This is a genomic window from Nitratireductor sp. StC3, from assembly GCF_003015025.1.
In the GTDB taxonomy this organism is placed as follows: domain Bacteria; phylum Pseudomonadota; class Alphaproteobacteria; order Rhizobiales; family Rhizobiaceae; genus Mangrovimarina; species Mangrovimarina alexandrii.
Window position 1 is genome coordinate 128,133 of sequence record NZ_PYBP01000004.1, and the last position, 14,909, is coordinate 143,041.

Annotated in this window: 16 protein-coding genes and 1 tRNA gene; 7 read left to right on the forward strand and 10 right to left on the reverse strand. The window is 61.0% G+C overall.

Annotation, left to right across the window (positions count from 1 at the left end):
- Positions 1 to 19: 19 nt before the first annotated feature.
- Positions 20 to 1,537 carry a phosphomannomutase/phosphoglucomutase gene (locus C7T96_RS10045; protein ID WP_106571094.1) on the reverse strand — a complete coding sequence of 506 codons (1,518 nt, stop codon included), beginning with the start codon at positions 1,535 to 1,537 and terminating at the stop codon, positions 20 to 22.
- Between the two features lie 208 nt (positions 1,538 to 1,745).
- Here C7T96_RS10045 and C7T96_RS10050 point away from each other — a divergent pair.
- The 3 genes from C7T96_RS10050 to C7T96_RS10060 all read left to right on the forward strand — a co-directional run bounded on the left by C7T96_RS10050 (position 1,746) and on the right by C7T96_RS10060 (position 2,928).
- Positions 1,746 to 1,822 (forward strand) — tRNA-Pro (locus C7T96_RS10050).
- Positions 1,823 to 1,893: 71 nt separating this feature from the next.
- Complete coding sequence (locus tag C7T96_RS10055; protein ID WP_106571095.1) at positions 1,894 to 2,157, forward strand: hypothetical protein; 264 nt, start codon at positions 1,894 to 1,896, stop codon at positions 2,155 to 2,157.
- A 120-nt stretch (positions 2,158 to 2,277) separates the two neighbouring features.
- On the forward strand, positions 2,278 to 2,928 hold the full coding sequence (locus C7T96_RS10060; protein ID WP_199190447.1) for an SOS response-associated peptidase: 651 nt from the start codon (positions 2,278 to 2,280) through the stop codon (positions 2,926 to 2,928).
- 131 nt (positions 2,929 to 3,059) lie between these two features.
- Here the strand turns inward: C7T96_RS10060 and C7T96_RS10065 are convergent, their stop codons facing one another.
- Genes C7T96_RS10065 through C7T96_RS10085 form a run of 5 tightly spaced genes read right to left on the reverse strand, consistent with a single transcriptional unit; the run spans position 3,060 to position 4,907 of the window.
- Positions 3,060 to 3,275, reverse strand: coding sequence for a hypothetical protein (locus C7T96_RS10065; protein WP_106571096.1), 216 nt, complete (start codon positions 3,273 to 3,275; stop codon positions 3,060 to 3,062).
- 58 nt (positions 3,276 to 3,333) lie between these two features.
- Positions 3,334 to 3,696 (reverse strand): hypothetical protein, encoded by a 363-nt coding sequence (locus C7T96_RS10070; RefSeq protein WP_245414114.1) that lies wholly within the window; start codon positions 3,694 to 3,696, stop codon positions 3,334 to 3,336.
- Between the two features lie 5 nt (positions 3,697 to 3,701).
- A complete protein-coding gene (locus tag C7T96_RS24345) occupies positions 3,702 to 3,965 on the reverse strand; it encodes a hypothetical protein (RefSeq protein ID WP_106571097.1) in 264 nt (87 codons plus the stop codon).
- The gene (locus C7T96_RS10080) at positions 3,868 to 4,110 is read right to left on the reverse strand and encodes a hypothetical protein (RefSeq protein ID WP_106571098.1); all 243 of its coding nucleotides are present in this window, start codon (positions 4,108 to 4,110) and stop codon (positions 3,868 to 3,870) included. Before C7T96_RS10080 ends, C7T96_RS24345 begins: the two co-directional genes overlap by 98 nt.
- The gene (locus C7T96_RS10085; RefSeq protein ID WP_106571099.1) at positions 4,110 to 4,907 is read right to left on the reverse strand and encodes a hypothetical protein; all 798 of its coding nucleotides are present in this window, start codon (positions 4,905 to 4,907) and stop codon (positions 4,110 to 4,112) included. The genes C7T96_RS10080 and C7T96_RS10085 overlap by 1 nt, the downstream gene beginning before the upstream one ends.
- Before the next feature lie 426 nt (positions 4,908 to 5,333).
- Here C7T96_RS10085 and C7T96_RS10090 point away from each other — a divergent pair, with 426 nt between their 5' ends.
- The 3 genes from C7T96_RS10090 to C7T96_RS10100 all read left to right on the forward strand — a co-directional run bounded on the left by C7T96_RS10090 (position 5,334) and on the right by C7T96_RS10100 (position 8,954).
- Positions 5,334 to 6,893 carry a hypothetical protein gene (locus C7T96_RS10090; protein ID WP_106571100.1) on the forward strand — a complete coding sequence of 520 codons (1,560 nt, stop codon included), beginning with the start codon at positions 5,334 to 5,336 and terminating at the stop codon, positions 6,891 to 6,893.
- Between the two features lie 711 nt (positions 6,894 to 7,604).
- Positions 7,605 to 7,976 carry a hypothetical protein gene (locus C7T96_RS10095; protein ID WP_106571101.1) on the forward strand — a complete coding sequence of 124 codons (372 nt, stop codon included), beginning with the start codon at positions 7,605 to 7,607 and terminating at the stop codon, positions 7,974 to 7,976.
- Between the two features lie 51 nt (positions 7,977 to 8,027).
- The gene (locus tag C7T96_RS10100) at positions 8,028 to 8,954 is read left to right on the forward strand and encodes a class I SAM-dependent methyltransferase (RefSeq protein ID WP_146149161.1); all 927 of its coding nucleotides are present in this window, start codon (positions 8,028 to 8,030) and stop codon (positions 8,952 to 8,954) included.
- A 79-nt stretch (positions 8,955 to 9,033) separates the two neighbouring features.
- Here the strand turns inward: C7T96_RS10100 and C7T96_RS10105 are convergent, their stop codons facing one another.
- Genes C7T96_RS10105 through C7T96_RS10120 form a run of 4 tightly spaced genes read right to left on the reverse strand, consistent with a single transcriptional unit; the run spans position 9,034 to position 14,509 of the window.
- On the reverse strand, positions 9,034 to 11,244 hold the full coding sequence (locus tag C7T96_RS10105; protein ID WP_106571103.1) for a hypothetical protein: 2,211 nt from the start codon (positions 11,242 to 11,244) through the stop codon (positions 9,034 to 9,036).
- 42 nt (positions 11,245 to 11,286) lie between these two features.
- Entirely contained in the window at positions 11,287 to 13,470 is a 2,184-nt protein-coding gene (locus C7T96_RS10110; protein WP_106571104.1) for a phage tail protein, read from the reverse strand.
- The gene (locus C7T96_RS10115; protein ID WP_146149162.1) at positions 13,470 to 13,934 is read right to left on the reverse strand and encodes a hypothetical protein; all 465 of its coding nucleotides are present in this window, start codon (positions 13,932 to 13,934) and stop codon (positions 13,470 to 13,472) included. The genes C7T96_RS10110 and C7T96_RS10115 overlap by 1 nt, the downstream gene beginning before the upstream one ends.
- Positions 13,931 to 14,509: a transcriptional regulator gene (locus tag C7T96_RS10120; protein WP_106571106.1), complete on the reverse strand. Its 579-nt coding sequence runs from the start codon at positions 14,507 to 14,509 to the stop codon at positions 13,931 to 13,933. The genes C7T96_RS10115 and C7T96_RS10120 overlap by 4 nt, the downstream gene beginning before the upstream one ends.
- A gap of 37 nt (positions 14,510 to 14,546) precedes the next feature.
- On the opposite strand from C7T96_RS10120, the gene C7T96_RS10125 reads away from it, so the two are divergent.
- Positions 14,547 to 14,909, forward strand: a complete 363-nt coding sequence (locus C7T96_RS10125) for a hypothetical protein (protein WP_106571107.1) — start codon at positions 14,547 to 14,549, stop codon at positions 14,907 to 14,909.

Sequence of the window (14,909 nt, forward strand, 5' to 3'; positions counted from 1 at the left end):
CTCCGGCCCGCTCGCGTCGTCACAGGGTCTGGTTGTAGGCGCCCACCTGCGGGTGGGCGCGCAGCACGGCGTCGAGCGCGGCGAACATGTCCCGCTTGCGCTCCTCCGACACGGGGCTTTCGACCACCACCACGAGTTCCGGCTTGTTCGACGAGGCGCGGATCAGCCCCCAGGTGCCGTCCCGGTTGGTGATCCGCACGCCGTTGACCGTCACCATGTCGGCGATCGGCTGGCCGGCGAAATGCGCGCCGCTGTCGCGCAGCCCCTCGAGCTGGGCAACCACCTTGTCCACCACGGCGTATTTTTCCTCGTCGGCGCAGTGCGGCGACATGGTCGGCGAGCCGAACGTGTGCGGCAGGTCGCGGTAAAGCTCGGCCATCGACTTTTGCGGGTTGCGGTCGAGCATGTGGCAGACCGCGATCGCCGTCACCAGCCCGTCGTCGTAACCGCGCCCGATCGGCGGGTTGAAGAAGAAATGGCCGGATTTCTCGAAGCCCGCGATCGCGTCCAGCTCCTTGACCCGGCGCTTGATGTGGGAATGGCCGGTCTTCCAGTAATCGGTCCGCGCGCCGTTGGCCTTTAACACCGGATCCGTCAGGAACAGGCCCGTCGACTTCACATCGACGACGAAGCGCGAGCCGGCATGTTCGCCGGAAATGTCGCGGGCAAGCATCACGCCGACCTTGTCGGCGAAGATCTCGCCGCCCTCGTCGTCGACCACGCCGCAGCGGTCGCCGTCGCCGTCGAAGCCGAACCCGACATCCGCGCCGGTGCGCAGCACCTCGTCGCGAATCGCATGCAGCATTTTCATGTCTTCGGGATTGGGGTTGTAGCGCGGAAAGCTGTGGTCCAGGTCGCAGTCGAGTTCGATCACCTCGCAGCCGATGCGCCTCAGGACTTCCGGCGCAAAGGCGCCGGCGGTGCCGTTGCCGCAGGCCGCCACCACTTTCAGTTTACGAGCGATTTTCACGCCCGAAACCAGATCGTCGACATAACGCTGGCGAAAATCCGGCACGAATTCGTAAGCGCCGCCGCCGGACAGGTCGAAATCGGCGTCGAGCACGATCTTTTTCAGCGCGTCCATCTCGTCGGGACCGAAGGTCAAGGGCCGGGCCGCGCCCATCTTGACGCCTGTCCAGCCGTTTTCGTTGTGCGAGGCCGTCACCATGGCGACCGAGGGGGCGTCGAGCGCGAACTGGGCGTAATAGGCCATCGGCGACAGCGCCAGGCCGATATCCTTGACCCGCGCGCCGGCGGCCTGCAGCCCCGACACCAGCGCCAGCTTGATCGCCATCGAATAGGAGCGGAAATCGTGGCCGACGACGATATCGGGTCCGGCGCCGAGCCGCCTGATCAGCGTCCCCAACCCGATGCCGAGCGCCTGAACGCCGATCAGATTGATCTCCGGCGCCTTGTCGGACTCGGGATGGCCGAACCACCAGCGCGCGTCATATTCGCGAAACCCGGTCGGCTTGACCAAAGCTCTGGTTTCGAAGGCAAAGCTGTTCGGTGTCGCGTCGGCGAGCGGTTTTTGCATGGCGATGGCGTGGCTCCGGTCACTGGTGATGGCGCCAATCTAGCAGCGATCGCTTACCGTCGGCTTAAATCGTCGCCGGGGCCGGACCGGTGGCGACAGGGCACGGTTTTCAACCCGCTCTGCCCGCCATCCACCAAGCGCGAATTCGCTGCCGTTTCATGCTTGCAGGATCGCGGCACGAACGCTATAGACCGCCGGTCTGGTTTTGCGGAGTGTAGCGCAGCCTGGTAGCGCACCTCGTTCGGGACGAGGGGGTCGCAGGTTCAAATCCTGCCACTCCGACCAGACGGCGCAAGGGTTCTTGCTCAACGCATGACAACTACATACGCGCTTTCGGACCGTTTCCGGACCGTTTCATGCCATATCCCCTCCGCATAGACACGATTCGCAAGGCCATCGAGTGCAGCTATTCGATCTGGGTCCACTGCAACACGGAACGGTGCTGGCGCCACCACCGGATCGACCTAGGCGCACTGGCCGACATGCTCGGACCGGATCACGGATGCCTAGCCGCCGACCTGGCGCCGCATTTCCATTGCTCGGAATGCCGTAAGGCCGGCCGGCCCGACAAGAACATATCGTTCACCCTGCATCCAGAAGCGCCGCATTGGGTGAACTAGCGAGCAACCAGATTGCCGTCTTTGTATATCGGGTTTTCGACAAGGCGCAGCAGCAAGCGTTTGGAAGCGAACGCTACCGCGGGGCTCGCCACGGCCGATTTTCGCGGATAGTCTTTCCCGATGTGCAATCTCTATTCGATCGACAAGGGGCCGCAGGCCGTGCTCGAGTTCACCCGAGCGATGATCAACCGGGCCGGGAACATGGAGCCTGGCCGGGTCTATCCGAACCAGTACGGCCCGATCGTGCGCGCCGGCGCCGATGGAAAGCGCGAGCTCGCCATGGCGCGCTGGGGCATGCCTTCGCCGGCTTTCGCGCTCAAGGGCAAGGCATACGATTACGGCGTCACCAATGTCCGCAACACGGCGTCTCAGCACTGGCGGCGATGGCTGGGCCCTGAAAGCCGATGCGTGGTGCCGGTCACCCGCTTTGCCGAGCCATCGCCAGAAAAAATCGACGGCAAGACGCCGAACGTTTGGTTCGCGCGTGACGAGGATGAGCCACTGTTCGTTTTCGCTGGCGTGTGGACGGCTTGGTCCGGCAAACGCAAGGCCAAGGAAGACCCGGCAGACCATGAGCTATTCGCCTTCCTGACAACCGAGCCCAACGCTGTCGTCGGCCCAGTGCACAAAAAGGCGATGCCGGTGATCCTGACCGAGCCGGAGGAGATCGATATCTGGATGCGCGCGCCCTGGGATGAGGCGAAGGCGCTGCAACGGCCGCTCGACGACGACAAACTGATGATCGTCGAGGATCCACGCGAGGCCGCATGACAATCCGCCCGGTCCGCTACGAATGCAAAAAAACCCCGCCAGCGCGTGGCCGACGGGGCTCGGATGCGGATCAGGTCCGCCGCAGTTTTGGGATAACGACCGGGCGCCCGCGGGTCTATGCCGGGATCGCGCTACTGGACGCGCCGCCAGGCGGACAGCACAGCATCGTCGTGCCCCTCGCATGCAGACTGATAGACCTCCTCGATCGCCGCGCTCACGCGTCCGACCAGTTCCGCTCCGCCATCGGCCAGCTTTAGCCGCTCAAAATATTCCGTGACAACCTGGTTCGCCGTCTCCTCGAACCGCAGCATCGCAAGCCGGAAAATCCGCCGTTCGTCCTCAGTCATCGCGCGCGCCTCATGTCTGGCGGCACGCTACAGGCTGATCACACGGCCTGCCAAGTCGCTATGGCGGAGGCCGACCGGTCATCGAATACCACGCCGCGCTTGCGCCGGCGGCAGCGGCTAGAAGCACCTTGCCGATCGACCACAACGCCTTGCCCAGCCGGCCGGCGAACATCACCCGGTCGCGGACACGCTCCAATTCGTCGGTGGTCGGGCCGATGGCCTCAACGCTCCGCTCCACCAGGTCCAGCCGGTGGTTGATACCAATGATTTCCTTTTCGGTGCGCTCCTGCGCCTCATAGACCCGTTTGCGGGCTACCGCGGCGTCCCTCATCTCCCCGACGATGCTTTGCTGCGTTTCGTTGATGGCTTTCAGCCGCTCGTCGATACGTGCGAGCTGGACTTCCGGGGTTTCCGCCATCATATCACCTATTGCTCGCCACGCTGGCTTTCCCGCCCGTGACGGGCACACTCCGAGCGGGTATAAACCCCGCCGCCGCACAGGCCGGATATCGTGAGATCGATTTTCATCTGGTCGTCGCTCGTCGCGCCGCGGGCGCCGATCAAGTCTGTTCCCACCACCCTGCGAAGCCCCTCACGGTTCACAGGAACCGGTTTCGAAGTCGAACACGCCGCCAGCATCAATGCAGCGGCGCAACTTGCCACGCCAGTCCTCAGCATTTTCGGCTGCATCGTCGTTCTCCTGATTGATGCGTTCCACGATTCTGGCCTGCTCTGCCGAGCGGCCGGCGCGATAGGCTGCGCTGTGCGACCACGCCAGCCCCGCCAGAACGGCCAGGCCGGCGATGATCTTGATCCATGTGCCGAGGCCGAACATCAGCCTTCCTCCACGGCCTTGCGCACGTCGCGGATCGCGGCCACCACCCTGCCCTTGAAGATAATCACCATGGCAATGAGGATGACGGTCACACCGCCGATGACGGCGACGGTTTCCCAATCGAGCCCCCACAGGAAGCCGCCGGCCGCGCCGCCGCCACCGAAGAAGCCGATGACCTTCTGCCACCAGCTGCTCTTTTCCTTCACCGCCTCATCGACAGCGGGCGGGACCACCTCCTTTGCTGGTGCTTCACGACGATGCAGCTTCCTAACATCAGCCAAGACCGCGCGGACCCTTGCCGTGGAAACGGCGGCGCGCTGCCCCCCGTAGTGCCCCTTGCCTGAAACCGTCGGCAGGCTCGCCCACTCCCGGGCAAGATTGTTGAGCAGGGTGTCTTCGGAAAGCCGGCCGGCCAGATACTTGTCGATCCCCCTTTGCCCCAAGAGGAAACAGGCCATACGGTCCTGCATGTCCGCGTCGAACAGCTCGTTGCCGGAAAGCCCGAGCGTCTTTTCGATGGCGCGGCGCGTGGTGCGCACGATCTGGTATCGCCCAGCCGCCGACGAGTTCAGGCGGCGGTTATCAGGATCCTTGAGCATCCGGCTTTGCAGCTTGTCGACCTGATCGAGCGTCATCCGCGTCAGGACAACATCGGTGCCCTTTCCTTTCGACACCCTGCCGTCGAGCATGATCCCGTAGCCCAACGTCTCGTTGTAGCCGTCGCCCTTGTCGGTGCCTTCGGTGAAGCCGATCAGGTTCAACAGCGGTCGGTAGACGCGATACTTATCCGTCATCATCTTGTCCTTTCGGGATATTGCGGGATGCGGGCGGGGCGCTTTTTGTGCGCGAGGCCGCTGAAGCCGCAGCGGGCTCGCTTCTGGCCCAATCAATTTTTTTGCTGGCACAATTATTTAGTTCATTACCAACAAATTGGAATCTTCATTGGATTCCATAGACTTGAATTTCATTCTGGCATCGTTCGATAACTAACTATTGGATGTCTGAATGATTTTTATCTTTGATTTTCCTATAAAGACTCGCCAAACGTGCACCATGCACGCATAACGAGTCCGATTTCGCGAGAGGCCCATGATTTTTGCTTTCCGCAGATTGGCTTTCGCGGCGCTACTCATCTGCGCTGCTGCCTACCTCTACGCCATGGAAAACAGCATGACATTCCGGCCCTGTGTCGACTGGATCGGCATGATGGCGGACTGCTCGAGATGATCGCCAGAACTCTGGAAAGGGTCGGAATACCGCTCGTCCCGCTTTCGGTCGGCCTGGTCGTTGTCACCGTACTCGCACTTACGCCGCTGGTCGGCTCGCGCTTCCCAGACTATATGGCAGGCCACCTAGTGCAGGTCGTCGCGATACTCGTGGGGTACGTATATTTCGCTAGCCAGCGGCTATTCGATCACTATCGCGGCTGGCCGGAGCGGGTATTGCTGATACTGGCCTTCGCCATCCCGCTGCAAAACACATTTGCTATAAAAGCCGCCAGAAAGGCCTTCCTGTCGGAACATATTCTTCTAGAAATTCTTCGCCCAGATATCCTAGCGCTCTGCAGCGTTGGCGTGTACTTGTTCTTTTCTCTCAGGCCGATTCGTGTTCAATCGATGACGCTCGTCGCCGCCGCGATTTTGGCGGTTCTGGGCTGGATCTTCGCTACCGCGACGGCGCACCACAGCTTCTTCCTGTCTCTTGGGCACGGTTTCTTTGAAACGATGATCTTCTGGATCGCGTTCGTGGTCTTGTGCGCTGTCGCCCCGGATCGCGCATTCTATCGACATTGCGGGGTTCTGTTTTGTCTCGGGTTCGCCCTGGTGGCCGGCGCACAGTCCTATGTGATCATCGAACGCTTGCCGGATTATTTGGTCGAAACCCTTGTATTCCCGATCCCGGTTTTCGCCTCCGAGTTCCTGGAGGCCAAAAAGTCCATTGAACTGATGAAGGCCGCTGGCGGGAACGGCTACGGAAACACAGACAATTTTGCCAGCCTTTGGGCGCTCGTTGCCGTAGCCGCGGCCGGCGGCGCGTATTTTGTTCGTCCACGATGGGCGGTCTGGGCAATGTTTGCCTTCATCGCCTATGCGGGGCTTCTCGTCTATCCGCGCTCTGCTCTAGCGACGGTTCTTATTGGCCTTGCCGGTCTGTGGGTATACCGAGCATGGATACATCGATCATATAGCGTGGGACTGATAATCGCGATCGCGGCGATCACTGTGTCGCACTCCGATCCGGAGGCGGCGCGATACCTCCTGGATGGCGCTCTCAGCTTGCTCCACAAGGTTGTTGCCGCACTTTCGTCCGGGAGCGAAAGCGGTGGCGCAGGTGGCGGCGGAGGTGGGTTTTTCTTTGAGTGGCTGGACAAACGTCTAAAAAGCCCAGGCGGCGGTGATCTGTCCGGCTTTGCCCGCGCCGATGCGTGGGCTGCCGCAATTGCTGTCATCAAAGAGCATTGGGCCGCCGGCGTTGGTTTTGGCGTCTATCGTTCAATCGTGCCCGAATATACTGCTACGCACAGCTTCCTGCTGCAACGATGGGCCGAAGGCGGGGTTTTGTCATTCCTCTCCGTCCTCATCCTCACGCTGTATGCATTTATAGCGTCATTCGTCCTACTGGTGAGGCGTGAGGCTGACATGATGCGCGCCACCGCAATTATCGCTGCCAGTGCGTTTCTGCTCAAGGCGAGCCTATTCGGCGCCTCCCTCGCTGTGATGGGTCTCACGCCTTGGGCGTTCGGGCTTGCGCTGTGCTTTGCGTCCTATCAAAAGCTGCGCTGATCTCTCACGAGTCCTGTTTAGTGGCATCTTATGATGCTTAGCGCGGCCGGGATCGGATCCATGGCCTTCAGCCGCTCCGCAGCTTCGCGCAGTTTGATTTTCTATCGTTACAAGTACCCCGAGGAAGGCTGGTTGAAGCAGGCGAGAGCGCACCACGCCAGCACGCAATAGCCCTATTCCTCGTCAACAATATTCAAATCGCAGGCAACTGGTTCCTTTGGAGATATTGCGGGAGGCGGGCGGTGAGGATAGAAATCCTGCATGGGAAACGGCGGATTTCTTGCGGCTTTTGTGCTGGGTCCGGCTATCGGGATCGCGCTGGCCGCACGCTATGCGGCTTCTCCGGCCGCCTATGGTGCGTTTGTACTGGTCAGCACGGCGCTTGCTCTTGGCGCTGCGAAGATGGGCGGTCCATGGAGTGACGATATGGCGCGCGGGTGCAATAGCGCGACTTTAACCGGGGATCTTACGGTCAGCGCGTGCCGCAAGTGATGAAAGTTTCGGGATGAAGCCTCGGGTTGCAGATCTGGCATTTCTTGGTGTCGCCGCTTGGGCCGTCGCCGCATCGCTGTACGCGTACCGCACCCGAGACAACTCTATTCGCGGGTGGAACCATTCCATCGCCGGGGCTGCCGGGCGGGATCAACTCAAGAGTAAAGACACCGCGCTTCGCGTCGCGCGGGAGGCGGGCCGGACGGGTAGCGCTCACGCATGAAATCCATGACACGCAGACGCCCCGTGCAACTGGTGAAATACCCGGACGAAGCCGCCGAACTCAGACGGCTGGCCGAGCCTCTGTATGGCCGAGGCTACCAGTCGCGGATCGCGGAAGAAGCAGGCGTTACTTACCGGACAGCTATGCGCTGGGCCAACGGCGAGACCCGCGTGCCGGGAGCTGTGCTCGCGCAGTTGCGCGCAAAGACAGCGACACGAGACGACGATCTGGAGGCCATTAAGGTGTTGCTGGCCGCGATCTTGCGAACCATGCCGAAAAGTGTGGTTTCTTCCATATTCGAAACAGAGATCGAAAGCGCAGATGATCGTGCTGGCGCGGCCCTAAAGAAACTCCGCGACCGGGTGTAGTCAAACGCAACCCGACCACCTACGATTGCTATCTAGGAACGTTCAACAAAGGTGCGTAAAGCAACCATGCGAGATACGATTCTCCGATCAATAATTGTCGCGTCACAACGCACGCCATTTCGAGGCAAGGGTGGCGGCTACACAAACCTATCGAAAGAACGGCTTCATTCGGCAACTGCCGTCGATAAAGCGAGGGCCGAGGCTGACGATGTCGAGCGCTTTTTTCGCTTCTTTCCCGCCCATGACCTTCGCAGCCTGATGGCCGGAAAATCCGTGCTCGACTTCGGGTCCGGCTACGGCGGTCGAACGGTGCGATACGGCAAGTTTGCATCCCGCGTTTGCGGGATCGAGCCAGTAGAGGCGCATATCGACGCCGGCAAAGAGTTCGCCAACCAGGAGGGCGCAACCAACGTTGAGTTTAAGCTCTGCGGCGACTACGATATCCCCTACGATGACAACACGTTCGACATGGTGGTGACCTTTGACGTGCTAGAGCACGTCGCTGACCCGCGAAAGTCCCTCGCCGAAATCTACCGGGTACTGAAGCCGGACGGAACGGTCTTTGCGGTTTTTCCCCTCTACCGGGGGATGTTCGCACACCACCTCGACTACATCACGTTGGCCCCTGCAATTCATATTCTTTTCGACCCGCGCCGAGTAATGCGCGTCGTCAACGGCCTCCTCGATACAAAATATGCAGACGTCGAAGTGACAAGACACCCTGCTGCCGGCACGTCTTACGATGGCAAAAAACCAGTGATGCCCACCCTGAACGGTATGGGCCTGAACGATTTCAAGCGGAACGCTGAGGCTTTCGAAATAGTTGATCTCGACCAGGTGAGTGTTTTCCGCCATTACCTAGGTGGGCGGTCTATCCTTTCGCGTTTCACGGGACCTTTGATGCGCCTGTCGCCAACAATATCTGAAGTTCTTACCTTCCATGTGTGCACGGTCATGAAGCCTCGTAAGGAGAGGTGACTCGTGAGAGTGAGGCGGAGCGCTTCAACCTCGCCACTGCGCGAGGCGAACAAGCGGTGCCAGTCATCACCGTAGGCGTCTATCGTGCCAAACGACCCTGCCATGACGAGTACCAATCGGACCCGCCGTAAACGCCGATGACCTTGGTGCCCCCCGCGACCTTGATCCATAGTTCGGCGTAGTCGTCTTCATCCATGATGACGCCCTGGAAAGCGAACGGGATGGTCTTGAAGCCGGCGACCGAGCCGTCATAGGCGTGTAGAATGGCCGATCGTTTCAGTTTGGCCGCGCCAGCCGATGAAAATGTCTTCAAGAACAGATCGGCGCGAGCGTGAGAGCTGGTGATGCCCGTCATCGTGATCCCGCCAGAAAAATCGTGTCGCCCTGCGCACTGCGCGGTGTACCGACCAGTCGAGTTGTCATAATTCGAGTTTCGGTCTTCGTATTCGGTGTCCATGACGATCTTGGATTCAGTGCCGTCACCAGTGATGCTCGCCTGTGTAGTCCCCATATAGGCAGCGGCGTAGTCGGACCCGTTTGCGATGATGCGCAGGTTACGGGCAGCATTCGTTATCGTCCCCGCGTCGAGGATGGCGGCGCCCGTCACGCTGCGGTAGTTGTTCTGGAAGACGTTGATTGTCAGACCCCGAAACAGCGCGTGGGCCGTATCCACCCCAACGGTGCCGCTGTGATTGACAACAATATTCCCCGAGCGCTGTCGCCACTCGATGTTATCCCAAATGTCGTCAAATGTCGTTCCCGGGAATCCCGGTCCGGTCCCGGTGTCGAGATTGACATTTCTCGCGCACATATGGGTCGCCTGACGAATGTGGATATATTTGTTCGTTTCCGTGCAGCCGGCCACCCGGAGGTAACCGATATCAACAGTGCGTACCCCGCGACTGCCGGGCGTGTTCGTATTCCGGCCATCGATGCGGAACCCCGTCTCCCATAGGCCCGAGCCCGCATACGCGATGATGACGTTATCCATCGACCACTCGCCGGGGCGGAACTCGTCACTGACCGAATAGAGTTCCAAAGCCACGCCGCCGGCGACGGTACCGTTGGCCTTGTAGATGTTCACGTCTTTCAGGCACCCGCCAGTGCCGCCAAAAGACCGTCCGCCGCCGTTATTGCGAAGAAAAACGCCGGTACTGCCGTGCCATTCCAGCGTCGTGTTGCTGATCGTGGACGTGCCCTGATTGGCTCCGTAGATCGGAATCGGCCCGAAATCATGGTTGCCCTGGAATTTGTATCGGCCGGGCGGGATGAAAATCGGCAGGCACATGCGCTCCTGCGATATCGCGATTGCCGCCGCCAAGGCATCATCCGACCACGTCGTATTGGTGGGGTCTGCCGATGCAAGCTCGGTGAAGATGATCTTTTCGTGGAGCGGTGCGGCCCAGACCTTCAACGCGTTATGCGTCGAGGGGATGAAATAACCTTCGCCGGCGGCTGCCGTGATTTCGTCGGTGTAGCCCGACGCATCCCTGAGGAAGTATTCTACGGCCAGCGCTTCATCATTGACGGTGGCAGTCGTAACATTGCTGGTGTCGAGCGCTGCGAGAGCCGCTAGGTCAGCCGGGAAGGCCGCAGGTACGGCCGCCAATGCCGCATCCCGCGCTGCCTCTGCCGCCGTTTGCGCAGCTTCCGCCGCCGCCTGGATAGCCGCGGCATCGCCGTAACTGAATAGCCGATAATCGCCATTGCTGTCGATCATCACCAGTGCGGCCATGCCTGTCTTGATGTACCCGGAGGTCAGCGCGTCGCCGGTATTCGTAACGAGATTGCGCGGCGTCTCCCCATCGATCGAGAGCGTCACGGCCCCTGTGTTCGTCGCGGTGAAGTTCACCGAGATCAGCGCTTTGTAGGCCGTTTTGGAGAAAGATCCGTCCGACGTGGCTTGCACGGCGTTGGCCGAGCCGGCGCCAATATTGAGGGCATGGACCAACGTCCGCGCGAGGCCACTTACGCGCTTCCAGCCCGGCCCCGGCGAGGCGTACCAGATGTACTCGCCCTCGTTGTCCACCGTCCCGCCAGCGACAGGATCGGTGTGCGTGCCGGCGTCCGGGCCGACGACACGACCCCATTGGCCGTTTGTGCCGGTGAGCGCCGAGAGTTCCGGCCATGTGGATTTGGCCAGAATGCCGAGCGTCGCCGCTTCAGACCCGCGCCAAAGCTCGGTCAGGAGCGTGACCATATCGCCATTGTCGACAGGCACCGGTTGCCTATTGGCATTGATGCCGCTCGCGACATCCACGGGCAACTTGGTCAACGGATAAGCTGACATTCAAAGTCTCCGAATTTTCAGAGGAAAGAACGAGCCAGGCGGCTACGGTCCACCGGTGCTCGGGATCGAAACGCTGTCGGTGAACTGCGCGCCGGCCGTTCCATCTGACGTGTATGCCGTGACGCGGATCTGGACCGCCTTAGTCACAGGCGGCGATGATCCATTGATGAACGGTCCGATGCTGATGCTTCGCAGCACTTCAGGGATTTCGTTGTCGTAGGTCGTCCCCGTCCAGCCGCCGCCGTCGTAGTTGTGCTCGATCACCAATTTGACGGCGTGGAGGTCGGTGAAATAGGCATCGATATCAGCTCCATTGGTCGGGGAGCCGGTCGGCGTCACCGTGACCTGCGGCGCACTTGGGGCGGTATTGTCGACCGCCAGCGGGTCTTCGGAATGCCAATCCGAGAAGTACGAGGTTTCGTCGTCCGCATCGAAAAACCTGACGCGGAAATCGGCCTTCGATCGCGCATCACCGACCACCCATGCGAACCAGGTATTGGCCGTGATCCCCTGATATTCCGTCATGCCAAGGGGCAGGTTCGGCAGACCGCCCGAGTAGGTCCGGTAACTCGCCTCAGCCGTCACGCCACCGGTTACGCCGGTGAATTTCGATCTGGTCTGGTAGCTGAGGTCCGAGAGTTGAACCACGGCGCCGATGGAAGGGGCGGCCGGCTTGTTCAGCGTGCTTTCATACTCGAAAGCCTCGAGCACCGGCGGCGCCGGCACTTCCATCGTGGCAGCATTCCATGGCGTCTGAAGTTCAGCCGGGATAATCGTGACCGGGATTTCGCAGGTGCCTTCCTCGTCATTGACCCGGATCGGCCCCTTGCGGCACTTTACGAAGATGCTGCCATAGCCTGACCCGACGTCCGGAACCTCAACCGTGATGGTGCGCTTCCCCCAAGCCGCAATCCCGGCGAACGTGGTTTTGACCGTCCCGAAATCCGCCCGCGCCATCCAGAACAGCCGCCGTGCGATCCGCTGCGCCTGGCTCGCGTCACAGCAGAACGGCAGCTTGACCGGAAATTCCTGTTCCCCGTACTTGTCGATCTCGCCCTGCACCTTGGCCCACGGCGCATTGGTCAGGTCGATCTCCGCCATCTCGTAGCGGCGCTCCGGCGAAAAGTAGTGCAGCTTGCAGATGTTCGGCCGCTTTGCGCCCTCGGGGCCGGATTGGAAAACCCGATCGATAATGTGGCGATCGTAGTATGTGAGTTCCGATGTCGGGTTGTCCTCCAGCCACCGTAGCGTGAACTTCTCGGCGGAAGGCACAACCTCCATGCCCGCTGACTCGAGCATGTCGAGAACGATGTCGGTCGTGAGTGGTCCTTCCCAGCCACCGGAAAGCTGGCTCCGCGGCGCCGTGCCGGTCAGGGTCGTGACGTTGACGTCGGCGTCGTCTGCACGATCACCGATATCGGACAGGTCGAGCATGCTGGTCTGCCAGCCCGGCAGCCGCGCCCACCAATGAGCGATTTGCAGCGGGCCGTTCAGCGTCCAGCGAGTGGATGCGTCGCGCGGATCGTAGAACTTGCCCTGGCGCGATAGGATCGAGGCTTCCTTCACGCCGCCGGTCAGCAGTGTTGCGAACCGGTCGTCTCCCGTTCCGGGATTGATGAAGGTCAGCAGGCTTTGCGCGATACCGCGGACACGGTGATCTGCAGTCCATTTGGTTGGGAAATCTGTCTGGAGTTGAGGAAACGACGTTTCCGTTCCGTCGCCAACCTTAGTGCGTATGTAGAGATTGGAGCCGCCGGGCTTTGCAAAGGGCGGTGACGACACCTGCCCGTCCGCCTCGACCGTGATGGGACGTCCGTCGTAGAAATACTCTTCGGCGCCATCCATCTCCCCGAAGCAGTGCAGGAGAAGGCGATGGATGTTGTAGCCCGACGTGTTGCCGAACCCGATCTTGGCCGCCAGAAGCACCCGTCCCGTGGCGTAGCGCCCCGGACCCTCCTGCCCCCGCGTGGTCTGCTTCAACGCCTCCGGTTTGGCGGTCGGCGCCCGGCCACCAATAAAATTCGCTACGGTCGATGCTACGCTAGCGGCAAGGATGAGGGTTTGGGCGCCGATATAGGCGGCCGATGCCGCTGGTAACAGCGACCCGAGGCCAACCGTCATCAGTGTCGATATGACAAGGCTGCCAAGTGTCGTGGGCATAGCACAAGCGTGCGCCGTCGATGCCAGAACCGATGCTCCGGCCAAAAGCCAGGTTTTCAGTTTCATCAGACGACGCGCCAGGTCTTCAGAATGAGAGGAATCTTGGTCGGCTCACCGTCGACGCTGCGAACGGTGTAGGGGCGGACCCAATGAACGCGCACACCCATTTCGGCCCGCCGCATGATGACATGGTTCGGCAGCCATATCCCGCCGACCGGGCCTTGATCGCTCTGGATCACACCGACATCGCCAGGCTCGGGCTCGCCGAAAACCGCCTTGAGGCCGATTTGCCGGGCGACATGATCCCAGATATTGACCAGGCCGCCCCACGCCTCGGTGAGTTCGATCGCCTCTTCCTTGGTCGAGTAGGCCGGCCAGTCGAACTCCTTGCCCGTGGTCTCCGCCACCCATTGCGCGGGCATCGTGGAGCAATCATCAACGCCCCACTCGCACGGCTTACCCTTCAACCGCTCGGCCATGGCGCGCAGGCGTTCCAGCCGGTCGCGAGCTTCAGCGGAAAGGCTGGTCACTTCTTGTACTCTTCAACGATATCGGCATTGATGTAGTCCAACCCCTTGTCGCCGGCATATCGCTGCCGTTGGCCGGCCGGGCTCCACGCCGATCCCGTGTCCGGGAAATTCAAGCCTTCGAAGACGGAAACCACCTTCATGGAGATGAAGCGGATCGCGGCTCCGATAAAGCTGATCCGCGGCGCGCTGATCTTGCCGGGGACAAGCTTCTGTAGCGCCACGTCCTCGTCGCCGGTCTCAGGATCGAAGGTCGCGAAATAGAGGTCGCAGGAAACGCCCTCCATGTCCGCACGGTCATCCCATACCTCTTTCAGGAACGCCTTGTTCGCGCCGGACATCACGACATCAACGGCCGGCGCCGATCCGAAATACGGCTCCTCGATCGTTCCCACGCCGACCATCTGCCCGCCGAAAGGATCGCTCACACCCTCCCATTCGTGACCGCCGACGGTCTTCGGTCCCATGCCCGTGTGCAGACGCCGCGCCCCGGAGGGCAGCTGGACATGCGCAAACCAAGCCCTGCCGGTGTAGAGGCCGCCGAGCCTGTCGAGATCGTCTTGCGTGTAGCCTGTCATGTCACAACCCGCTATTAGGAGTGTTCGGAGGATTTAAATGACGGCAAATACGCTCGCGGCCGCACTTACTGCCGCTCTTCTTTCGAGCTGCGCTGCCAGCCCGAAAGACATCGCCCCGATCTATGTCAGCGAAGCGCTGTACGCTGATTTTTCGTGCGAACAGTTGCGCGAAGCCCTCCTCAACACGAACACCGTGCTGAACATGGCAGCGGTCGACCAGTCGACGGCGCGCGCGGCCGATGCGTCCGGGATACTTCTCGTCGGCCTGCCAATCGCATCGATGACCGGTCGCGACCGAACCGCGCAAGTGGGCATCCTCAAAGGGCACGCCGAAGCAATCATGCGTGCCGGCTCGGCCAACAATTGCGGAAGCCTCGCGCCCAAAATCTCGTTCGAGTAG